The sequence below is a fragment of the Arenivirga flava genome (assembly GCF_030161575.1).
Lineage (GTDB): Bacteria > Actinomycetota > Actinomycetes > Actinomycetales > Microbacteriaceae > Arenivirga > Arenivirga flava.
Genome location: NZ_BSUL01000001.1, coordinates 1,356,063 through 1,377,877, shown reverse-complemented (window position 1 = coordinate 1,377,877; position 21,815 = coordinate 1,356,063). Strand labels below are relative to the sequence as shown.

Annotated in this window: 18 protein-coding genes, 2 pseudogenes and 1 riboswitch; of the genes and pseudogenes, 3 read left to right on the top strand and 17 right to left on the bottom strand. The window is 71.5% G+C overall.

What is annotated here, in order from left to right:
- Positions 1-90: 90 nt before the first annotated feature.
- The 10 genes and pseudogenes from QQK26_RS06680 to QQK26_RS06635 all read right to left on the bottom strand — a co-directional run bounded on the left by QQK26_RS06680 (position 91) and on the right by QQK26_RS06635 (position 10,208).
- Positions 91-783, bottom strand: a complete 693-nt coding sequence (locus QQK26_RS06680) for a YceI family protein (protein WP_284231403.1) — start codon at positions 781-783, stop codon at positions 91-93.
- Between the two features lie 107 nt (positions 784-890).
- Positions 891-2,735, bottom strand: a complete 1,845-nt coding sequence (locus tag QQK26_RS06675; protein WP_284231399.1) for an ABC transporter ATP-binding protein — start codon at positions 2,733-2,735, stop codon at positions 891-893.
- Positions 2,736-2,946: 211 nt separating this feature from the next.
- Entirely contained in the window at positions 2,947-4,359 is a 1,413-nt protein-coding gene (locus QQK26_RS06670; protein WP_284231396.1) for an MFS transporter, read from the bottom strand.
- 208 nt (positions 4,360-4,567) lie between these two features.
- Positions 4,568-5,038, bottom strand: a complete 471-nt coding sequence (gene ribH, locus QQK26_RS06665) for a 6,7-dimethyl-8-ribityllumazine synthase (RefSeq protein WP_284231394.1) — start codon at positions 5,036-5,038, stop codon at positions 4,568-4,570.
- A 23-nt stretch (positions 5,039-5,061) separates the two neighbouring features.
- Positions 5,062-5,649 (bottom strand): annotated as a pseudogene (gene ribB, locus QQK26_RS06660) (3,4-dihydroxy-2-butanone-4-phosphate synthase); the annotation flags it as partial.
- Positions 5,646-6,257: a riboflavin synthase gene (locus QQK26_RS06655; protein WP_284231391.1), complete on the bottom strand. Its 612-nt coding sequence runs from the start codon at positions 6,255-6,257 to the stop codon at positions 5,646-5,648. The gene QQK26_RS06655 and the pseudogene ribB, both read right to left, overlap by 4 nt.
- A 155-nt stretch (positions 6,258-6,412) precedes the next feature.
- A riboswitch (FMN riboswitch) is annotated at positions 6,413-6,562 on the bottom strand.
- A gap of 101 nt (positions 6,563-6,663) precedes the next feature.
- Positions 6,664-7,212 carry a GNAT family N-acetyltransferase gene (locus QQK26_RS06650; protein ID WP_284231388.1) on the bottom strand — a complete coding sequence of 183 codons (549 nt, stop codon included), beginning with the start codon at positions 7,210-7,212 and terminating at the stop codon, positions 6,664-6,666.
- Complete coding sequence (gene trpS / locus QQK26_RS06645) at positions 7,212-8,222, bottom strand: tryptophan--tRNA ligase (protein ID WP_284231385.1); 1,011 nt, start codon at positions 8,220-8,222, stop codon at positions 7,212-7,214. Before trpS ends, QQK26_RS06650 begins: the two co-directional genes overlap by 1 nt.
- Before the next feature lie 17 nt (positions 8,223-8,239).
- A complete protein-coding gene (locus QQK26_RS06640; protein WP_284231379.1) occupies positions 8,240-9,088 on the bottom strand; it encodes an exodeoxyribonuclease III in 849 nt (282 codons plus the stop codon).
- A 31-nt stretch (positions 9,089-9,119) separates the two neighbouring features.
- Positions 9,120-10,208, bottom strand: coding sequence for a YihY/virulence factor BrkB family protein (locus QQK26_RS06635; protein WP_284231372.1), 1,089 nt, complete (start codon positions 10,206-10,208; stop codon positions 9,120-9,122).
- A 161-nt stretch (positions 10,209-10,369) separates the two neighbouring features.
- On the opposite strand from QQK26_RS06635, the pseudogene ptsP reads away from it, so the two are divergent.
- A pseudogene (ptsP, locus tag QQK26_RS06630) lies at positions 10,370-12,012 on the top strand (phosphoenolpyruvate--protein phosphotransferase).
- Between the two features lie 160 nt (positions 12,013-12,172).
- On the opposite strand, the gene QQK26_RS06625 reads toward ptsP, so the two are convergent.
- The 7 genes from QQK26_RS06625 to QQK26_RS06595 all read right to left on the bottom strand — a co-directional run bounded on the left by QQK26_RS06625 (position 12,173) and on the right by QQK26_RS06595 (position 19,251).
- Positions 12,173-13,153 (bottom strand): NAD(P)H-quinone oxidoreductase, encoded by a 981-nt coding sequence (locus QQK26_RS06625; RefSeq protein ID WP_284231368.1) that lies wholly within the window; start codon positions 13,151-13,153, stop codon positions 12,173-12,175.
- Between the two features lie 34 nt (positions 13,154-13,187).
- Positions 13,188-14,327: a hypothetical protein gene (locus QQK26_RS06620; RefSeq protein WP_284231365.1), complete on the bottom strand. Its 1,140-nt coding sequence runs from the start codon at positions 14,325-14,327 to the stop codon at positions 13,188-13,190.
- Positions 14,328-14,482: 155 nt separating this feature from the next.
- Entirely contained in the window at positions 14,483-15,247 is a 765-nt protein-coding gene (locus QQK26_RS06615; RefSeq protein WP_284231362.1) for a succinate dehydrogenase iron-sulfur subunit, read from the bottom strand.
- The gene (sdhA, locus tag QQK26_RS06610; protein ID WP_284231359.1) at positions 15,247-17,052 is read right to left on the bottom strand and encodes a succinate dehydrogenase flavoprotein subunit; all 1,806 of its coding nucleotides are present in this window, start codon (positions 17,050-17,052) and stop codon (positions 15,247-15,249) included. Before sdhA ends, QQK26_RS06615 begins: the two co-directional genes overlap by 1 nt.
- Before the next feature lie 21 nt (positions 17,053-17,073).
- The gene (locus QQK26_RS06605) at positions 17,074-17,517 is read right to left on the bottom strand and encodes a succinate dehydrogenase hydrophobic membrane anchor subunit (RefSeq protein WP_284231356.1); all 444 of its coding nucleotides are present in this window, start codon (positions 17,515-17,517) and stop codon (positions 17,074-17,076) included.
- Between the two features lie 13 nt (positions 17,518-17,530).
- Positions 17,531-17,941 (bottom strand): succinate dehydrogenase, cytochrome b556 subunit, encoded by a 411-nt coding sequence (gene sdhC, locus QQK26_RS06600; protein WP_284234484.1) that lies wholly within the window; start codon positions 17,939-17,941, stop codon positions 17,531-17,533.
- 140 nt (positions 17,942-18,081) lie between these two features.
- Positions 18,082-19,251, bottom strand: coding sequence for a glycosyltransferase family 4 protein (locus QQK26_RS06595; protein WP_284231353.1), 1,170 nt, complete (start codon positions 19,249-19,251; stop codon positions 18,082-18,084).
- A gap of 132 nt (positions 19,252-19,383) precedes the next feature.
- Here QQK26_RS06595 and QQK26_RS06590 point away from each other — a divergent pair, with 132 nt between their 5' ends.
- Both QQK26_RS06590 and QQK26_RS06585 read left to right on the top strand, forming a co-directional pair.
- Positions 19,384-20,505, top strand: a complete 1,122-nt coding sequence (locus QQK26_RS06590; protein WP_284231350.1) for a mannose-1-phosphate guanylyltransferase — start codon at positions 19,384-19,386, stop codon at positions 20,503-20,505.
- A 171-nt stretch (positions 20,506-20,676) separates the two neighbouring features.
- Entirely contained in the window at positions 20,677-21,771 is a 1,095-nt protein-coding gene (locus tag QQK26_RS06585) for a BMP family lipoprotein (RefSeq protein ID WP_284231347.1), read from the top strand.
- Positions 21,772-21,815: the final 44 nt, after the last annotated feature.

Genomic DNA, 21,815 nt, shown 5'->3' with positions numbered 1-21,815 from the left:
TCTCCTTCATTTTGGATGGACGGATGGACGGATGGACGGATGGACGGATGGAGGTAGGGGCGGGGAGGGGCGGGGCGGCGCGGCCGTAGGTCAGGACGGGTCGACGACCAGCAGGAACTCGATGAAGCCGGTGGGCTCGACCGAGACGAAGCCGAGGTTCGGGGCGGTGACGCCGAAGTCCTCGAACGTGATCGGGATCGATCCGGCGATCTGCCCGCCGTCGCCCGAGAGCACGGCCTCGAGGTCGGTCGTGACCTGCTGCGTCACGCCGTGGACGGTGAGGTCGCCGGTCACGGTGAGGGTCTGCGGCTCGCCGGCGACGGGGGTGCCGGTCGCCTCGACGGGCTGGGTGAGCACGAAGGTCGCCTCGGGGAACCGATCGGTCTCGAGCGCGTCGTTGCGGAAGTAGTCGTCGCGGCTGCCGTTGTCGGTGGCGATGCTCGCCATGTCGACCGTGATCGTCGCGGCGCTCAGGGTGAGCCCGTCGATGGTCAGATCGCCGGTGACCTGCTCGGTGCGACCCGTGACGGTGACGTCGGCGCCGTTGAGCACCTCGTCGAGCCGGTAGCCGGCGTAGGAGCCCTCGCCGACCGTCCAGGTGCCGGAGAGGTCGCTCGCGTCCTCGACGGTGCTGGCTTCGGGCTCGACCGTGACGGTCGGCTCGTCGGCGGCGCTCTCCGCCATGACGGCGGCGTAGATGCGCGGTCCGACGAACGCGGCGACGACGGCGAGCACGATGAGGCCGCCGGCGACGGCGAGGAGGATCTTGGCGCGGCGTGACATGGGAAGTCCCTTCAGGGGTGGTGGGAGGGGCTGACGTGGACAGTCTCCCGGGGATTCCTATGACGAAGCTTGAAGCTTCAACCTCTTTCGCCGAACGGCGCCGACCCTCACACCAGCAGCTGGTGCTTCGCGAGGTCCCGGTAGAGCGGCGTGGACTGCACCAGCTCCGAGTGCGTGCCGACCCCGACGACCCGTCCCTGTTCGAGTACCACGATGCGGTCGCTGTCGACGACGGTCGAGAGCCGGTGCGCGATCACGATGAGCGTACGGTGCTCGGCCACGGCATCGAGCGCCTCGCGCATCGCCTGCTCGTTGCGGCCGTCGAGCGACGAGGTGGACTCGTCGAGCAGCAGGATGGGCGGTGCCGCCAGCAGCGCGCGCGCGATCGCGAGGCGCTGCCGCTCGCCTCCGGAGAGCATCACGCCGTCCTCGCCGACCGCGGCGTCCAGACCCGCGGCGTCGCGCTCGAGCACGCTGCCGAGGTTGACCTCGTGGAGCACGCGCACGCAGTCGGCATCGCTGGCGTCCGGCGAGCCGAGCAGCAGGTTCTCGCGCAGGGTGCCGGCCAGCACGGGCGCATCCTGCTCGACGTAGCCGATGAGGGAGCGCAGCCGCTCGCGGTCGAGCGAGCGCAGGTCGACGCCGTCGAGTCGCACCGACCCGCCGGTGGGGTCGTAGAAGCGCTCGATCAGTGCGAGGATCGTGCTCTTGCCGGCGCCCGACGGCCCGACCAGCGCGGTGCGCTGCCCCTTGACGGCCCCGAAGCTCACACCGCGCAGCACCTCGCGATCCGCGGCGTCGGCCATCGGCTCGTCGCCGTCGGTCACGGCCGCGACGACCGCCTCCGGGTAGGCGAAGCGCACGTCGTCGAAGCGCACGGCATCGTCGGTGTCGATCGGGTCGGCCGCTCGCGCTGCGAGGTCGGCGTCGCCCTCCTGCTCGCCGGGGATGTCGATGATCTCCTGGATGCGGCCGAGCGCCCCGAGCGCCTGGTTCACCGCGGAGACCGCGCCGATGGCCTGACCCAGCGGCATGATCATCATGAAGAGGAAGAGGATGAACGCCACGAGCGAGGCGATCTCGATGGCGCCGCTCGCGACCCGGAAGCCGCCGACGCCGATGACTGTGAGGAAGGCCACCTGCATGGCGATGCTCGCGACCGGCATGATGAGGGCCGACACGCGCGCGACCTTGAGGCCGGCCCGGTAGGCGCCGACGGCGTCGCGGTCGATGCCCTGCGCCTCGCGCTCCGTCGCGTTGGCGGCGCGCACCGTGCGGATGGCGCTGACGGCGCGCTCGACGGCGGCGGCCAGGTCGCCGACCTTCGCCTGCGCCTCGGCGCTCGCCCGGCGGATGCGGCCCGAGAGCCCGAGCACGAGCCCGATCGCCGTGAACACGACGAGCAGCGTGAGCCCGAGGAGCACCGGATCGAGCACGGCCATGCCGACGAGCGCCCCGACGAAGGTGAGCGTGCCGCCGACGGCCTCGACGAGTCCCTGGGTGAGCACGGCGCGAAGCATCGTCGTGTCGGCGCCGACGCGGGAGACGAGGTCGCCGGTGCGGCGCGCGTCGAACTCGGCGATGGGCAGGCGCAGCATGCGGGCGACGAGGCGGCGGCGGCTGGAGAGCACGACGCCCTCGCCCATCCGCTGCAGCAGGTAGTGCTGGAAGGCGGTCAACAGGCCCGCCACGACGACGAGGGCGACGAGCAGCCAGACGAGCGGGCCGAGCAGCGCGCCGTCCTGCACCTGCGTGATGACCTGGCTGACGAGCAGCGGCTGCGCCAGGCTTGCGCCGGCGCCGAGCACGCTGAGCACGATGACCACGGCGAGCAGCCCGCGCTTCTCGAAGAGGTAGGGCAGCAGCTGGCGCACGGTGGCTCGGGGCCCGGTCTCCTGCTGGCGTCCGAAGGGGCTGTGGCGGCGTGCGGATGCGGTGTTCTCGGCGCTCATGGCTCTCTCTTGCTCGACGGCGCCCGGGCCGGGGCGCCGCTACCGCGGTTCAGCGTATCCGCACCGATCGCGGCGGCCCGGCGTGTTCGCCAGCGGCGTTCGGCGGCAGGCAGCGGATGCGGGAGCCCGCATCCGCTCGACGCGCGACCGGCCCGGGACGACGGATGCCCGCCGCTCGAACGAGCGGCGGGCATCCGGGGGCGGGCGGACGTCAGCTGACGTTGCCCTCGTACTCGACGTCCTTGGTCTCGCGGCTGATGAACAGCGCGATCAGCGTGAGCACCGCCATCGACGAGAGGTAGACGCCGACCAGGCCGGCGCTGCCGCCGGCGGCCTGCCAGAGCGCGACCGCGATGAACGGCGCCACGGCGGCGCCGAGGATCGATGACACGTTGTAGGCGATCGCCGAGCCGGTGTACCGCACGTTCGTCGGGAACAGCTCGGGCAGCACGGCGCCCATCGGGCCGAAGGTGAGGCCCATCAGCGTGAAGCCGATGATGAGCAGCGCCATGACGCCGACCTGGCCCGCGCTGAAGAGCGGCACGAAGAGCCCGCCGAACACCAGGATGCCCGCCGTCACCGCCATGAGCATCTTGCGGCGGCCGAACCGCTCGGCCAGCGGCCCGGCGACGAGCGTGAAGATGCCGAAGAAGACGACGCCGAGGATGAGCATGACGAGGAAGTCGTTGCGCGCGTAGCCGAGACCCGGCACGAAGGCGGCCTGCGCGGCCTCGGTCATGGGCTTGCCCGCGGCCTCGGCGTTGGACACGGCCGTCTCCAGCGAGTTCGCCGTGGTGCCGTAGGTGAGCGTGAACGTGGTCATCAGGTAGAAGAGCACGTAGGTGGCGAGCATGATGAAGGCGCCGAGGATCATCTGCCGCCAGCTGACCTTGAAGGCCCGCGCCAGCGGCAGCTTGGCGACCTCGCCGGAGTCGACGACCTTCTGGAAGGCGGGCGTCTCGATGAGCTTGAAGCGCACGTACAGGCCCACGATCACGAGGATCGCGCTGGCGAGGAACGGCACGCGCCAGCCCCAGGCCTGGAACGCCTCGGCGTCGAGGTTGATCGACAGCAGCAGGAACACACCGTTGGCGATGATGAAGCCGATGGGCGCGCCGAGCTGCGGGAAGGTGCCGTAGATCGCGCGCTTGTTCCTCGGCGCGTTCTCCGTGGCCAGCAGCGCGGCGCCGCTCCACTCCCCGCCGAGGCCGAGACCCTGGCCGAAGCGCATCGCCACCAGGAGCGCGGGGGCGAGCACCTCCCAGCCCGGGGTCAGCGCCGTGGGCAGGATGCCGATGACGAAGGTCGCGATGCCCATCGTCAGCAGCGATGCGACGAGGGTGCCCTTGCGGCCGATCTTGTCGCCGAAGTGGCCGAACACGATCGAGCCGAGCGGACGCGCGATGAAGGCGACGCCGAACACGGCGAAGGACTGCAGCTGCGCCACGACGCCGTCGGCGTTCGGGAAGAACAGCGCGGGGAACACGAGGACGGCCGCAGTCGCGTAGACGTAGAAGTCGTAGAACTCGATCGAGGTGCCGATGAGGCTCGCGAAGATGACGCGGGAACGGGAGTTGACGGGCGCGGTTCCGCCGCCCGCCGCCGACGCAGTGGTCGAAGACACGGTGATGCTCCAGGGGAGTCGAGAATGCTGAACCGCGCCGACAGGAGGAGCACCGGGGTCGCGGCATCGCGGAGGGGCGCGGAGGAAGACGGTCGCTCGTGACGACCCCGCAACTGTACGCGTTCTCACGGCCTTCCGCGATCCGACCTGTGCTATCGGGACCGGCCCGGCCGGCGCGGACCGGTCCCGACGGCTCCGCGCGCGAGGCTCAGCGCAGCGACCGCAGCAGCAGCGCGGTCTCGAGCGCAGCGCCCGCGGCCTCGGCGCCCTTGTCCTCGGGCGATCCCGGCAGCCCCGCGCGATCGAGGCCCTGCTGCTCGTCGTCGACCGTCAGCAGTCCGAAGCCGACCGGCCGGCCGGCGTCGAGCGCGACGCGGGTGAGGCCGCTGGTCGCCGCATCCGAGACGTATTCGAAGTGCGGGGTGCCGCCGCGGATGATCACGCCGAGGGCGACCACCGCATCCGCTCCCGCTGCGAACGCGGCCTGCGCGCCGAGCGGCAGCTCGAACGCCCCCGGCACCCGGTGCTCGAGCACCGTCGCGCCGGAGGGGACGAGCACCCGTCGTGCGCCCGCCAGCAGCCCCGCGGCGATCGTGTCGTGCCAGCGGCCGGCGACGATCGCGACCGTGAGGCCGGTGCCGTCGAAGCCGTCGACGGCGGGTCCGCCGCCGCCGCTCACGCCGCCGCCTCCGTCCGGAGCTCGACGAGGTCGGCGATGGTCACGACCGGCACGCCCTCGCGCTCGCCGAGGGCGAGCAGCTCCGGCAGCTGCGCCATCGAGCCGTCCTCGCCCACGATCTCGCCGATGACGGCGGCCGGCCGCAGCCCCGCCAGGGCGAGCAGGTCGAGCGACGCCTCGGTGTGGCCGGGCCGCTCGAGCACGCCGCCCGCGCGACCGCGCAGCGGCACGATGTGCCCGGGCCTGAGGAGGTCGGCGGCGACGGATGCGGGATCCGCCAGCACCCGCAGCGTGCGTGCCCGGTCCGCGGCGCTGATGCCCGTGGTCACGCCCTGGGCGGCGTCGACCGTCACCGTGTAGGCGGTGCCGCGCGGATCCTGGTTGACGGCCACCATGGGCGGCAGCTCGAGCGCATCCGCCAGCTCGGGGGCGAGCGGCGCGCAGAGGAAGCCGGAGGTGTTGCGCACCGTCCAGGCGATCGTCTCGGCGGTGGCGAGCTCGGCGGCGAGTACGACGTCGCCCTCGTTCTCGCGCCCCTCGTCGTCGACGACGATGACGGGACGCCCCGCCGCCAGCGCGGCGACGGCCTCGGGGATCGTGGCGAGGCTCACCGCGCGACCCCCTCGAGTCCGCGCACCGCGACGAGGCGCTCGACCTGGCGTGCCAGCACGTCGGTCTCGAGGTTGACGCGTTCGCCGACGACGAGGTCGCCCAGGCTGGTCGCCACGAGCGTCTCGGGGATCAGGGAGACCTCGAGCCAGTCATCGCCGACGCCGCTGACGGTCAACGAGACGCCGTCCAGGGTGATCGAGCCCTTCTGCGCCACCAGGTGGGCGTGCTCGGCGGGCAGCGAGAAGCGCAGCACCCGCCACGCGGCGCCGGGGGCGATCGACAGCAGCTCGGCGGTGCCGTCGACGTGACCCTGCACGATGTGGCCGCCGAGGCGGTCGCCGACCCGGGCGGCGCGCTCGAGGTTGACGCGCTGGCCGGGCCGTACCGCGCCGAGGGTGGAACGGGTGATCGACTCGGCCATGACGTCGGCCGTGAACCAGTCGTCGCCCTGATCGACGACCGTGAGGCAGACGCCGTTCACGGAGATGGAGTCGCCGTGGGATGCGTCGCTGACGGCGATCGGGCCGCGCACGGTGAGCCGTGCGGCGTCGCCGTCGGGCTCCCAGCGCACGACCTCGCCGCGCTCTTCGATGATGCCGGTGAACATTCGGATGGACCTGCTCTCGCTCGCGGAGGCGGGCGGGCGGCCCGTCTCCTGCATGGGAGTGGTCCGGGGTGTGCTCGCGCACGGGTGCGGGTGCACGCGTGCGCTGATGCGTCAGGAACGGATGCGGGCGCGCCGTCGCCGGCGGTTCCGATCCGTTCGTGCTGCCTCCCATCCGGACTACAGGCTGAGGGGCCTGATCACCGTCGGTGCCGGAATCGAACCGGCTCAACCGCCTCGGGCCTGAGCCCTCCGCGGGTCGCGGACTGTACCGCCGGTTCGGATTCCCACCGACCCCGGAGCACGTAACGTGCCGCCATCGTACGCCCTCGCGCCCCATGCGCCGCCCGCGGGGCGGTTGGTGGCGCCGGCCGTCAGCTCCGCTGCCGCCGGCCCGAGTGCCGGTCGGTCACACCGGCCAGCCGTCGTGGCGCCGCCGCGGCCCGGGATCGAGCACGCCGTGCCAGGAGAGCGGATGCGCGCCGTCGCGGTACGGCCCGTGCGAGGGCGCCGCGCCCGTGAACCGGAAGCCCGCGGCGCGGGCGACGCCGAGTGAGGCGACGTTGCCGGCCACGCACTCCCAGGCCAGCGCCGCGCCACCGCGCGCGAACCACCAGTCGGCGACGAGGCGCACCGCCTCCGCGCACAGTCCGCGGCCGCGCGAGGCCGGCACGGTCCAGTAGCCCACGTCGGGCCGCCCGGTGCGCAGCCCGATCACGCCGGCGAGCTCGGGGGAGCCGGGCGCTCGCAGCGCCCAGGTGAACTCCCGCTCCGTGCGCCAGCCCTCCGGCACGTGGCGACCGATGAAGTCCTCGGCGTGTTCGGGGCCGTACGGCCACGGCGTGGTGAGCACGCGCTCGATCTCCGGGCGGTTCAGTGCGGCCACCATCGCGGCTGCGTCGTCCGGGCCGGGCTGGTCGAGCAGCACGCGTCCCGACCGCAGATCGACCGGCTCCATCAGCGGGGTCGGCGCAGCAGCCCGATGCGGTCGTACACGGTCGCGAGCGTCGCCTCCGCGCGCTCGTTCGCGCGGTCGGCGGCGGCGCCGAGGGTGCGGTCGAGCTCGGCGGGGTCGTCCAGCAGCTCGAGCGTGCGGGTGCGGATCGCACCGAGCCGCTCGGTCACCACCTCCACCAGCGCCTTCTTCAGATCGCCGTAACCACCGCCGGCGAACTCCTCGACGAGCGAGTCGGTCGTGCGCCCGGTCATCGTGGCGAAGATCGTCAGCAGGTTCGCGATGCCCGGCTTCGCCTCGCGGTCGAAGCGGATCTCGCCGTCCGCATCCGTCACCGCGCGCATGATCTTCTTCTTCGTCACGTTCGCCTCGTCCATCACGCGGATGAGGCCCGCATCCGACTCCGCCGACTTCGACATCTTCGCGGTCGGGTGCTGCAGGTCGTAGATGCGCGCGCCCTCCTTGCCGATGAAGGCCTCGGGCACGACGAAGGTCTCGCCGAAGCGGCTGTTGAAGCGCGTCGCGAGGTCCCGGGTCAGCTCGAGGTGCTGCCGCTGGTCGTCGCCGACCGGCACCGCGTCCGCCTGGTAGAGCAGGATGTCGGCCGACATGAGGATCGGGTAGGTGAAGAGCCCCACCGACGCGGCGTCGGTGCCGTGCTTCGCCGACTTGTCCTTGAACTGCGTCATGCGGGCGGCCTCGCCGAAGCCGGTGAGGGTGTTGAGTACCCACGCGAGCTCGGCGTGCGCCGGCACGTGGGACTGGATGAACAGGGTCGACTGCTGCGGGTCGATGCCGGCCGCGATGTACTGCGCAGCGGTCGCGCGGGTCGCCGCGCGCAGCGCGTCCGGGTCCTGCGGCACCGTGATCGCGTGCAGGTCCACGACGAAGAAGTAGGCGTCGTAGTCCTGCTGCATGCGCACCCAGTTGCCGAGCGCGCCGAGGTAGTTGCCCAGGTGCAGCGAGCCGGAGGACGGCTGCATGCCGGACAGGATGACGGGACGGTCGTTCATGCGGTTCCTCGCGGGGTTCAGAGCTGGTAGTCGACGACGACGGGGGCGTGATCGGACCACCGCTCGGCGTAGCTGGCGGCGCGGTCGACGCGGTAGTCGACGACCTTCGCGGCGAGCTCGGGGGTGGCGACGTGGTAGTCGATGCGCCACCCGGTGTCGTTGTCGAAGGCCTGCCCGCGGTTGCTCCACCAGGTGTAGGGACCCTCGACCTCGCCGGCCTGCCGCCGACCGACGTCGACCCAGCCGAGGCCGGTGCGCTCGGAGCCGTCGACGGTCTCCGCCGCCGAGCCCTCCTCGGCGAAGAAGGCGTCGAAGTAGGCGCGCTCCTCGGCCAGGAAGCCGGCCTTCTTGCGGTTGCCGCGCCAGTTCTTGATGTCGAGCTCGCGGTGGCCGACGTTGAGGTCTCCCACCACCACGGCCAGCGGGTTGTGCTCGCGCAGCTTCGGCAGGCGCTCGGTCATGGCGTCGAGGAACTTCCACTTCTCGACCTGCTTGGGGGTGTCGACCTCGCCGGAGTGCACGTAGGTGCTCACGACGGTGACGATCTCGCCGCCCTCGACCTCGAAGTCGGCCTCGAGCCAGCGGCCGGCGCTGTCGAACTCCTCCGGCCCCAGCTCGACGCGATGGATGCTGGCGGGGCGGCGGCTCGCGAGCGCGACGCCGGCCCGCCCCTTCGCGGTGGCGGCGTCGTGCAGCACCGACCACTCCGGGCCGAGCAGCTTGGTCAGGTCGTCCGTCGCGGCGCGCACCTCCTGCAGGGCGAGGATGTCGACGTCGCGCGAGGCGAGCCAGGGGCCCATGCCGTTGCGGAAGGCGGCGCGGACGCCGTTCACGTTGACGGAGGCGACGCGCAGGGGCTTGCTCATGCGACGAGTCTAGTGAGCGGCACCGACACGCTCAGCGCGTGAAGCGGCGCCGCAGCTGCGCCCAGAAGCCCCGGGGCTGCTCCGTCGCATCCGAGGCCCGCGGGGCCGCGGAGCGCAGCGCCGGCCGGCGGGGGACCGGCGTGGACGCCGGACCGCCCGTCCAGCGCACCTGCCCGCCCCGCCGCAGCTTGACCGCCGCCTTCTGGTGCGCATCCGCTCGCTGCCTGCGCTCCTCGTCGTCCCCGATGCCGACCGCCACCCAGGAGGCGCCGACGAGCAGGAGCTGGCAGACCAGGTTGAAGAAGATCAGCAGTCCGACCGGGATGGCGAAGGTGGCGATGAGCGGATTGCTGGACGCGCCGCCGAGGAGGGCGGTGCCGAGGAACTTCAGCACCTCGAGGCCGATGGCCCCGAGCAGCGCGCCCGCGAAGAAGTTCGTCCAGTGGGCGCGGAAGCCCGAGACGATGCGGAACAGGGCCCAGAGCACGGCGGTGTCGAAGGCGAGCATGACGCCGAGCGTGATCAGCTGGGCGGCCGTGCCGGCGATGAACGAGTCCTCGCCGATGCCGATCGAGCCGAGCACGGCTTCGAGCAGCCCGGTGCTGACCGCCAGGAGGGCGAAGGAGACCAGCAGCGCGGCGCCGAAGCCGAGCACGACGAGCAGGTCCTGCACCTTCAGCAGCACGATGTTCGTCTTCGGGGGCTCGAGGCCGGCGAGCGAACGCGAGGCGATCCGGAACGAGCCGAACCAGTTGAGCGCCGTGTTCACCGCGATCAGCGCACCCACGATGGCGGTGATGACGGCGATGAGCCCCACATCGTCGAAGAAGCTTTCGTTGAGCGACAGCAGCTCGCCGATGTCCAGCCCGCCCTCGCCGAACAGGCCGGGCAGGAGGGACTCGAGGAACCTGGTCACCTGGGACTGCAGGAGCGGGTTGCCCTGCAGGGCGAAGCCGAAGATCGAGAAGCCCACGAAGAGCGCCGCGAAGACCGAGAACAGCGCCGTGAAGCTCAGTCCGTTGGCCAGCAGCGGCCCGTTCTTCTGGGAGAAGAGCAGCACGACCCGGACCGGGAACAGCGCCATCACGCGCTTGATCAGCTGCTGCAGTCGTGCCGGCATGGACGGTCCTCCTCCGTGTCGCGTCCAGTCTGGCCGAGCGGATGCGGCGGCTCGCCGCCTCGGACCGCCCACTCAGCGTTCACGGTCGCGCCGCGCGTCCGTCGCTGCACGTGCTCCCTCCGGCAGGGGCGCATCCGACCAGGTCGCCTAGAATCGCCGGCATGTCACTCACCGGTGTGGGCGTCGGCCGTGCAGTCGCGGTCGGCCCCGTTCTTCGTATGCCCGAACCCCTCCCCGAACCGGAGGAGACCCGCTTCGACGGCGATGTCGCCGCCGAGAAGGCCCGCGTCGCCGAGGCGCTCGCCGCGGTCGCCGCCGACCTGACCGAACGCGGCGCCGAGGCTGGCGGAGAAGCCAAGGACGTGCTCGACGCCCAGGCGCTCATGGCCCAGGACCCGACGCTCATCGATGACGCGAATAGTCGCATCGACGGCGGCCGTACGGGCGAGCGCGCCGTGCACGAGGCCTTCGCGACGTTCGCCGATCTGCTCATCGGCATGGGCGGCTACATGGCCGAGCGCGCGACCGACCTCGGCGACGTCGCGCAGCGCATCATCGCCCGCCTGCGCGGCGTGCCGGCGCCCGGCGTCCCCGAGAGCGACACCCCGTTCATCCTGGTCGCCCCCGACCTCGCCCCGGCCGACACCGCGCTGCTCGACCTCGACAAGGTGCTCGCACTCGTCACGCGGGACGGCGGCCCGACCTCGCACACCGCCATCCTCGCCCGCTCGAAGTCGATCCCCGCGATCGTCGGGGTCACCGGTGCCCTCGACCTCGCGGACGGCACCGTCGTCATCGCGGATGCCGCCAGCGGCGTCGTCACGGTCGATCCCACGGCCGACGAGGTGGCGGATGCGGAGCGTCGCATCGCGGAGCGCAAGGCTCAGGCCGCGGCGCCCTCACCGACGGCGCGCTGGCGGACGGGCACCAGGTGCCGCTGCTCGCCAACGTCGGATCTCCCGACGACGCCCCCGAGGCCGTCGCCCTCGGCGCCGAGGGCGTCGGCCTGTTCCGCACCGAGTTCCTCTTCCTCGACGCGAAGACCGCGCCGAGCGTCGAGAGCCAGCAGGCCAGCTACACGAAGCTGCTGGAGGCGTTCCCGGGCAAGAAGGTGGTCGTGCGCGCCCTCGACGCCGGCGCCGACAAGCCGCTCGCGTTCCTCAACGACGCGCACGAGGAGAACCCCGCGCTCGGCCTGCGCGGCCTGCGCGCGCTCCGCGCCAGCGAGCAGATCCTGCGCGAACAGCTCCTGGCGCTCAAGGGCGCGCAGGATGCCACCGAGGCCGACCTCTGGGTGATGGCCCCGATGGTCGCCGACGCGGAGGAGACCGAGTACTTCGTCGCGCTCGGCAAGGAGCTCGGCCTCAAGACCGTCGGCGTCATGGCCGAGGTGCCCTCGCTCGCGGTGCTCGCCGACCAGGTGCTCGCCACCGCCGACTTCGTGTCGATCGGCACGAACGACCTTACCCAGTACACGCTCGCCGCCGACCGGATGCTCGGATCCGTCGCGAGCTATCAGGACCCGTGGCACCCCGCCGTGCTGCGCCTGGTGAAGCTGCTCGGCGACGCCGGCGCGGACGCGGGCAAGGCCGTGGGCATCTGCGGCGAGGCCGCCGCCGACCCGCAGCTCGCCGTCGTGCTCGTCGGTCTCGGCGCCACGACGCTCTCGATGACGCCCGCCGCGCTCGCCGACGTGCGCGCCGAGCTCGCCGGCGTCACCCTCGAGCAGGCCCGCGCCAAGGCCGCCGCGGCACTCGCCGCGCCGTCCGCCGCCGCCGCCCGAGAGGCGGCCGCCGCGGCCTGACGCCGCTCACGACGGAGGGCCGGTGCGCTGCGCGCACCGGCCCTCGCCGTCTCGTGCCCCGACGTTCCGTGCGGAAGAACTCAGCACCTCGGCGACGAGTCAGCACCTTCCCCGCTGCTGACTTGTCGCAGCGGTGCTGAGTCGTGCCTCTGAGACGCGCTCAGCGCACCGCCAGCAGGATCTTGCCCGCGTGCTCGCCGGACTCCATCCGGCGGTGCGCGGTGGCTGCGAAGTCCAGCGGGTAGGCGCTGTCGAGGAACACCTGCACCGCGCCGCGCTCGACGAGCGGCCAGGCGTGCTCGCGCACGGCGGCGACGATGGCCCGGCGTTCCTCGAGCGGACGTGCGCGCAGCGTCGTGCCGTGGATGCGGGCGCGCTTGGCCATGAGCACCGACGCGTCGATCGTGGCCTCGCGACCGCGCTGCGTCGCGATGAGCTGGATGCGCCCGCCCGTCGCGAGCGCCGCCACGTCGCGCGCGAGGTAGTCGCCGCCGACCATGTCGAGGATCACGTCGACGCCCCGGCCTTCCGTCTCCTGCTGGACGACCTCGACGAAGTCCTCGCCGCGGTAGTCGATGCCCCGCGCGGCGCCGAGCTGCTCGCAGAGCGCGACCTTCTCGGCGCTGCCCGCGGTCGCGTACACGGTGGCGCCGAGCGCCGCGCCGATCTGGATGGCGATCGTACCGACACCGCTCGCGCCGCCGTGCACGAGCAGCACATCGCCCTCGCGCAGGCCCGCCTCGAGCACCAGGTTCGACCAGACGGTGGCGACGGCCTCGGGCAGGCCCGCGGCGAGCGCGAGATCGACGCCCTTCGGCATCGGCAGCACGAGACCTTCGTCCACCGCGACCCGATCGGCGTAGCCGCCGCCGCTCAGGAGCGCCACGACGTAGTCCCCGACCCTCCACTGCGACACGGACGCGCCGAGCGCCACGACGATGCCGGACACCTCCAGGCCCGGCCAGGCCGGAGCGCCCTCGGGCGGGGGATACACGCCCTGGCGCTGTGCGACGTCCGCGCGGTTGACCCCGGCGGCGGCGACGTCGATCACGACCTCGTGCGGCCCGGGCGCCGGCTCCTCGACCTCGGAGACGGTGAGGACCTCGGGACCGCCGGGCCGGCTGATGGTGATGGCGCGCATCCGCCCAGTCTGCCGTGCGGGGATGTGCTCCGACTCAGGCGCGACCGGCCAGGTTCCGGGCGACGGCCTCCGCGACGGCGAGCGGCTCGTCGACGCCGAACCCCTCCAGCTGCAGCCAGACGTCGCCGACCTGCAGATCCACCCGGCACTCCTCGATGCCGTCGCCGGGCTCCCGGCAGAACTGCCAGGCGTCGGAGGCGCCGTCGATGGTGATGGACTCGCCGGTCAGCGGGGTATGCCGGAAGCCGGACTCCGTCGGCCCCACCCGCTCGAACGACGCGGCCCGGACCCAGTCCGGTGCGGCGATGAACGCCACGTGGACCGCGGCGCCCTCCTGGGTGTCACCCCAGCGGCACGCGGTGCCGTGATAGGCCGGATGCCACTTCTCGCCGACGACGGTGGCGCCTTCCAACCAGTCCCCGGCGTCCGTCACCTTCGTGACGGTCTCGCCGAGCAGCGCGCTGGCCTCATCGAGTCCGAGCAGATCGTCGCAGGCCGGCTGAGCGGACCGCGCATCGGGCACTGCTTCGAGCGCGGCGGGGGTCTCCGCGAGGGCCACCTCGAGCACCGGATCCCACCGGGAGCGCATCGATGCGGTGTCGAGCAGTGTAGAACCCTCATCGGCGCGGAGCTGCAGGGTCACCCAGCTCGGGCCCTCATCGAGCAGGACGCTGGTCTCGCAGCGGTACCCGTCGCACCAGTCGACGGACGCACCGAACGCGTCGAAGCGCCGGTCCAGGCTTCCGCTCTGCTCGGCCTCGAGCAGTTCGTTCTCCTCCCGGCTGCGCGCGTACTCATCCGCCCCGTCGCGGAACAGCATGAGCGACACGTTCGCGTTGATGGTCTCCTGGTCCGGGTTGCCCCAGAAGCACAGCACATCGCCGCTGGCGAGCGCTGCCCAGGTCGAGAACTCCGGCTCGGGCGACGGCCCGTGGTCGATCAGCAGCGTGGTGTCGTCGCCGAACCGCTCCTGGACGGTGGCGAGGGGGATCAGCCCCTCGCAGATGGTCCGGAGATCGGACTCCTCGGCGACCGGCTCGGCGCCGGGCTCAGCCGGTGCCGTCGTCGGCTCCACGGTCGGCTCCGGATCGGCTGACGGGTTGGTGCAGCCGGTGAGCACGGTGGCGATGATGGCGAGTGCGGCCGGAACGGCCGCGAGAGTGCGGATGCGCACGATTCCCCCTGAAGTCTACTGCGTTTGCTGCCACGCTAGCGGCCCCCGCATCCGCCCGGGTCATCCTCGCGGCTGACCCGCAGCCCGCCCAAGGTCACACCCGCTCAGGACGAAGGGCCGGCGCCACCGGCACCGGCCCTTCGAACGACGTGCGGCTACGCGCGCCCGCGCAGCACCGCCTGCTTGACCTCGGCGATGGCCTTGGTCACCTGGATGCCGCGCGGGCACGCCTCGGTGCAGTTGAAGGTCGTGCGGCAGCGCCAGACGCCCTCCTGGTCGTTGAGGATGTCGAGGCGCACCTCGGCCTGGTCGTCGCGCGAGTCGAAGATGAAGCGGTGCGCGTTCACGATCGCGGCGGGGCCGAAGTACTGGCCGTCCGTCCAGAACACCGGGCACGACGAGGTGCACGCGGCGCAGAGGATGCACTTCGTGGTGTCGTCGAAGCGGGCGCGCTCGGCGACGGACTGCACGCGCTCCTTGCCCTTCTCGGCGGGCTTGGACGCCTGCAGGAACGGCTGCACCTCGCGGAAGCTCTCGAAGAAGGGCTCCATGTCGACGATGAGGTCCTTCTCGAGGGGCAGGCCCTTGATCGCCTCCACGTAGATCGGCTGCGAGATGTCGAGGTCCTTGATCAGCGTCTTGCAGGCGAGGCGGTTGCGGCCGTTGATGCGCATCGCATCCGAGCCGCAGATGCCGTGCGCGCAGGAGCGGCGGAACGCGAGCGTGCCGTCCTGCTCCCACTTGATCTGGTGCAGGGCGTCGAGGATGCGGTCCGTCGGGTACATCTGCACGTCGAAGTCCTGCCAGACCGGCTCCTCCATCGTCTCCGGGTCGAAGCGGCGGACGATGATGGTCACTGGGAACGGCTCGACGGCCTCCTCGGCGCCGCCGGCGGCCGGTGCCTCCTGGGTGAGGGTCATCAGTACTTCCTCTCCATGGGCTGGTAGTTGGTGATCACGACGGGCTTCCAGTCGAGTCGGATGTGGTCCGCCGCCGTCGACGAGTGCGGGTCGCCGGTGAGGTAGGCCATCGTGTGCTGCATGTAGTTCTCGTCGTCGCGCTTCGGGTAGTCGTCGCGCATGTGCCCGCCGCGGCTCTCCTTGCGGTTCTTGGCGCTGAAGACGAGCACCTCGGCGAGGTCGAGCAGGAAGCCGAGCTCGACCGCCTCGAGCAGGTCGGTGTTGAAACGCCTGCCCTTGTCGTGCACTGCGACGTCGCGGTAGCGCTCGCGCAGCCCGTGGATGATGCCCGTGACCTCCTCCAGGCTCTCCTCGGTGCGGAACACCTGCGCGCAGCGGTCCATCGACTCCTGCAGCTCCTTGCGGATCTGCGCGACGCGCTCCGATCCGGTGGACGAGCGGATGCCCTCGAGCATGCCCCGCACCTCCGCGGCCGGGTCCTCGGGCAGCGGCACGAAGTCCGCCGTCTTGACGTACTCGGCGGCGTTGTTGCCGCTGCGCTTGCCGAAGACGTTGATGTCGAGCAGCGAGTTCGTGCCGAGGCGGTTCGAGCCGTGCACGCTCACGCAGGCGCACTCGCCGGCGGCGTAGAGGCCGGGCACGACGGTCGTGTTGTCGGCGAGCACCTCCGCCTTCACGTTCGTCGGGATGCCGCCCATCGCGTAGTGCGCGGTCGGGAACACCGGCACCGGCTCGACGACGGGATCGACGCCGAGGTACGTGCGCGCGAACTCGGTGATGTCGGGCAGCTTGGTCTCGAGCACCTCGGCGCCGAGGTGGGTGCAGTCGAGGTAGACGTAGTCCTTGTGCGGGCCGGCCCCGCGACCGTCGAGCACCTCCTGCACCATGCAGCGGGCGACGATGTCGCGCGGGGCGAGATCCTTGATGGTCGGCGCGTAGCGCTCCATGAAGCGCTCGCCGCTCGCGTTGCGCAGGATCGCGCCCTCGCCGCGGGCGCCCTCGGTGAGCAGGATGCCGAGGCCCGCGAGCCCGGTCGGGTGGAACTGGAAGAACTCCATGTCCTCCAGCGGCAGCTTCTTGCGCCAGATGATGCCGACGCCGTCGCCGGTGAGGGTGTGCGCGTTCGAGGTGGTCTTGAAGATCTTGCCGAAGCCGCCGGTCGCGAAGATCGTGGCCTTCGAGTGGAAGACGTGGATCTCGCCGGTGCGCAGCTCGTAGGCCACGACGCCCGCCTGCTGCTGGACGCCGTCGATCTCGGCCATGATCAGGTCGAGCACGTAGAACTCGTTGAAGAACTCGATGCCGTGCTTGACGCAGTTCTGGTAGAGCGTCTGCAGGATCATGTGACCCGTGCGGTCGGCGGCGTAGCACGCGCGGCGCACCGGCGACTTGCCGTGGTCGGCCGTGTGCCCGCCGAAGCGGCGCTGGTCGATCTTGCCGTCGGGGGTGCGGTTGAAGGGCAGGCCCATGTTCTCGAGGTCGATGACCGCGTCGATGGCCTCCTTCGCGAGGATCTCCGCCGCGTCCTGGTCGACGAGGTAGTCGCCGCCCTTCACGGTGTCGAAGGTGTGCCACTCCCAGCTGTCCTCCTCGACGTTCGCGAGGGCGGCGGCCATGCCGCCCTGCGCGGCGCCCGTGTGCGAGCGCGTCGGGTAGAGCTTCGAGATGACCGCCGTCCGGGCCTTCGGTCCGGCCTCGATGGCCGCCCGCATCCCGGCGCCGCCGGCTCCGACGATGACGATGTCGTACTGGTGGTAGTGCACTCCGTCGATGACGGTGGACTCGATCGGGGCAGTCGTGGTCACGCTATTCCTCAGCTGTGGTGGTCAGGCGGTGCAGATCGACAGGACGAGGTCGGGGAACTCGTCGGCGCCGAGGCACGGGTCGAAGGTGAAGACGACGAGCGTGCCGAGCACGATCAGCGCGGCGGTCGAGCCGACGAGCGCGATCTTCAGCGCCGCACGCACCTTCGGACGGCTCACGTAGTCGTTGACGAGGGTGCGCATGCCGTTGGCGCCGTGGATGAGGGCGAGCCACAGCATGGCCACGTCCCACCACTGCCAGAACGGGTTGGCCAGCTTGCCGGCGACGAAGCCGAAGCTGATCTGGCTGACGCCCTCGCCTGTCATCAGGTTGACGAAGAGGTGCCCGAAGATGAGGACGATCAGCAGCACGCCGCTGGCGCGCATGTAGATCCAGCCCCACTTCTCCCAGTTGGTGCGGCGTCCGCCTCGGCCTCCGCCGGAGCGCGGTGCGGGGATTGCAGTCATCGCGGTGCCCCTCTCAGTGGCTGAAGACGTTGATCAGGTGGCGCGGGGTGAACGCGAGCATCGTCACGACCCAGAGGCCGACGACGATCCAGAACATGAGCCGGTGGTGCTGCGTGGCCCAACCCCAGAAGTCGATCAGGATGATGCGCAGCCCGTTGAAGGCGTGGAAGACGATCGCGCCGACCAGCGCGACCTCGCCGAGGCCCATGATCTCGGTCTGGTAGGCGCTGATCACCGCGTTGTACGCCTCGGGGGAGACGCGGATGAGCGCCGTGTCGAGGATGTGCACGAGCAGGAAGAAGTAGATGGCGGTGCCGGTGATGCGGTGGAGCACCCACGACCACATGCCCTCGGTGCCGCGGTAGAGCGTCCCGGCGGGCGCGCGCAGGCCACGCTTCGGGGTCTCGATCGGCGGGGCCTTCACGGCTCCACCTGACTCCACTGTCACGAGCGACCTCCTTGCGGATGCGTGCCGCACTCCCCGCGGCACTGCGCTGATTCGCCCCGGGCGAGGGGCGGGATCAGCCTAACCCGGCATCCGTCGGGGCGCCCCTTAGGCAGTCCTTATCGGGCCGGCTCCGGAGCGACCGCCTGCCGGCTCGACGGCGACCCGGGGCTCAGCGATCGGGAGCGCATCGCGGCCTCGTAATGGCCGATGAGCTCGTCGCCGACCGCCCGCCACGAACGCCCGAGCACCGATCGTCGGCCGGCTTCGCCCATGCGCGCCCGCAGCTCGGGCTGCCGGACGAGCACCTGCACGGCGTCGCGCAGCTGACCGAGGTCGTCCGGCTCGAAGAGGAAGCCGTCGAGCGCAGGATGCACGAGGTCGACGGGTCCGCCCGCGCGCGGGGCGATCACCGGCAGACCCGCGGCGTGCGCCTCCTGGATCGTCTGCCCGAAGGTCTCCTCGTCGCCGGTGTGCACGAAGACGTCCATGGCCCCGTAGGCGGCGGCCAGGTCGTCGCCGCGCAGCATGCCCAGGAAGGTCGTCGGCACCCCTCGCAGCGCATGCCGCACCGAGGGCATGGCGGGCCCGTCGCCGACGATCGCGAGACGGATCCCCCGCACACCGCGGAGCCGCGCCAGCCGCTCGAGCTGCTTCTCGGGCGCGATGCGACCCACGTAGCCGACCACGACCTCGCCGCCCGGAGCGAGCCGCTCGCGCATCGCGGCAGCGGCGGGCAGGTCCCGGTTGCGGGGGTGGTACCGGTCGAGGTCCACGCCGCGCCCCCACCGGGCGAGGCGCCGGATCCCCGCGCCCTCGAGGTCGGCCTGCGATGCGCTCGACGGCACGAGCGTCAGCTCGGCGCCCTCGTGCACCCAGCGGACGATGCGCCAGGCCAGCTTCACCGCCGCCCTCATGCCGTTCCTGCGGGCGTAGCCCGGCACATCCGTCTGGAACACGGCGACGCTCGGCACGCCGAGCCGGTTCGCCGCCCAGATGCCGTGCGCACCGAGCAGGAAGGGCGACGCGGCGTGCAGCACGTCGGGCTGGAAGTCGGCGAGGATCCGCTGCACGAGCGGGCTCGGCAGGCCGACCGGGAACTGCCGATAGGCGAGGGCCGGCACCTCGTGCACGGGGAAGCCCGCGTACTCGGCCGGCGCGCCCGCGGCGGGGGCGATCACGATGGCGTCGTCGCCGCGCTCGCGCAGGTGCTCGAGCACCTTGCAGACGCTGCCGGTGACGCCGTTGACGGTGGGGAGGAAGCTCTCGCTGACGACTGCGACTCGCATGATCCTGATCTCCGATCCGGGCCTGTCCCCGCAGGTTAGGCAGCGGGTCGGATGCGGCGGGCGACGGTGCGATGAGGGCTCGGTGAAGAGGCGGTGAACGGGCTCTCGGCACTCACTGGATAGGGTGAGCGCATGGTGAACCAGGACCCGATCTCCCGCTTCTACAGCATCATCCCCGCCGGCGGCATCGGGTCCAGGCTCTGGCCGCTCTCCCGTGCCGACGCGCCGAAGTTCCTGCACGACCTGACCGGCTCCGGCAGCACCCTGCTGCGCTCCACCTGGGACCGCCTCGCCCCGATCAGCGGGGAGCAGCGGATCATGGTGGTCACGGGACGCTCGCACCGCGCCGCCGTGGAGAAGCAGCTGCCGGAGCTCGAGGACCGCAACATCGTGCTCGAGGTCGAGCCGAAGGACTCGACCGCGGCGATCGGTCTCGCCGCGGCGATCCTCGTGCGCAGGCAGCCCGATGTGATCATCGGCTCGTTCGCCGCGGACCACGTCATCAACGACGGGCGCGGATTCCGTCGCACGGTCGCCGAGGCCGTCGCCGCCGCTGACGCCGGGTACATCGCGACCATCGGCATCACGCCGACCGAGCCGGCGATCGGCTTCGGTTACATCCACACCGGCGATGCGCTGACGGTGGATGGCGCCGCGCACGCCCGAGCGGTGCGCTCCTTCGTCGAGAAGCCCGACTACGACACGGCCGTCGGGTACCTCGAGACCGGCGACTACGTCTGGAACGCCGGCATGTTCATCTCCCGGGCCGACGTGCTGCTCGAGGAGATCGGCCGCAATCGGCCCGCGCTCCTGGCCGGTCTCCAGGAGCTCGCCGACGCCTGGGACGACCCGGTCCTGCGGGGCCCGGCCGTCGACCGCATCTGGCCCGGCCTCGAGAAGATCGCCATCGACTACACCGTCGCCGAGCCGGCAGCCGCGGCTGGCCGCCTCGCGGTGATCCCCGGCGACTTCGACTGGGACGACGTCGGCGACTTCGCCGCCATCGCCAAGCTGCACAACGGAGGACGCGCCGGAGGTCTCGCCGTGCTGGGCGAGCACGCCCGCGTGCTGGCGGATGCGTCCAGCGGCGTCGTCGTCTCCGGCAGCGACCGCGTCATCTCGCTCATCGGCGTGCAGGACATCATCGTGGTGGACACCCCGGATGCGCTCCTCGTCACCACGAGCCAGAATGCGCAGCGCGTGAAGGGCGTCGTCGACGCGCTCAAGCTCTCCGGTCGCAACGACGTGCTGTGACGCTCGCGACGGCGGTCGTATTTCGGGTGCGTTTCGCCGCGGTCGCGAGTTCGTAACGGTCTCGCACCGAGTACCGACGACGGCAATTCGTCGGGTGGGGCCACCGGTACTCTGACCAAGATCGGCCGGGGGACATCGCACCCGGTCTCATGCTTCCCAGGAGGAATCCACGTGAACACCACCACTCGCAAGCGGGCGCTGGCGCTCGCCGCGTTCGGCGCCGCCTCGGCGCTCGTGCTCGCCGGCTGCGCTGAGGCGCCGGAGGAGACGACCGGCAACGGCGGCGACGACAACAGCGACTTCACCGCCTGCATGGTCTCGGACTTCGGCGGCTTCGAGGACGGCTCGTTCAACGAGTCCGCCTACGCGGGACTGCTCCAGGCGGAGGACGAGCTGGGCATCACCATCCGCGAGACGGAGTCGACCAGCGAGGACGAGTACGTGCCGAACGTCAACGCCCTCGTCGGCGAGGATTGCGGCATCATCATCGGCGTCGGCTTCGCGCTGGCGAACGCGGTCCGCGACTCGGCGCGCGAGAACGAGGACGTCAACTACGCGATCATCGACTCGGCGCTGAGCGAGGACGACTTCAGCCCGCTCGCGCTCGACAACGTCAAGCCCGTCCTCTACGACACGGCGCAGGCCGCCTTCCTGGCCGGCTACCTCGCGGCGGGTGTCTCGGAGACCGGTGTCGTCGGCACCTTCGGTGGCAACCCGTTCCCCTCCGTCACCATCTTCATGGAGGGTTACGCCCAGGGCGTCGAGGCCTACAACGAGGCGAATGGTACCGACGTGCAGGTGCTCGGCACCGACAGCTTCGTCGGCAACTTCGAGGACATCTCGGCCGGTCAAACCCTCTCCGAGCAGCTGATCGCCCAGGGCGCGGACGTCATCATGCCGGTCGCCGGCCCGGTCGGCCAGGGCACCGGCATCGCCGCCCTCGCCTCGGACGGCGTCCGCGTCGTCGGCGTCGACACCGACTGGTACACCAACCCGGCGCACGACGAGTACAAGAGCCTGCTGCTCACCTCGGTCGAGAAGAGCCTGCAGCTCACCGTGTTCGAGACCATCGAGGCCGCCCTGAACGGCGAGTTCGACGCGACCACGTACGTGGGCACGCTCGAGAACGAGGGCGTCACCATCTCGGACTTCCACGACCAGGCTTCGTCGGTCTCCGACGAGCTGGCCGCCGAGGTGGAGGCGCTACGCGAGCAGATCGAGTCGGGCGAGCTCGTCATCACCACCGAGGGCACGCCGACCGCCTGACCGGCCACCCCCGCGACGGGGGGACGACCTGGAGTCGTCCCCCC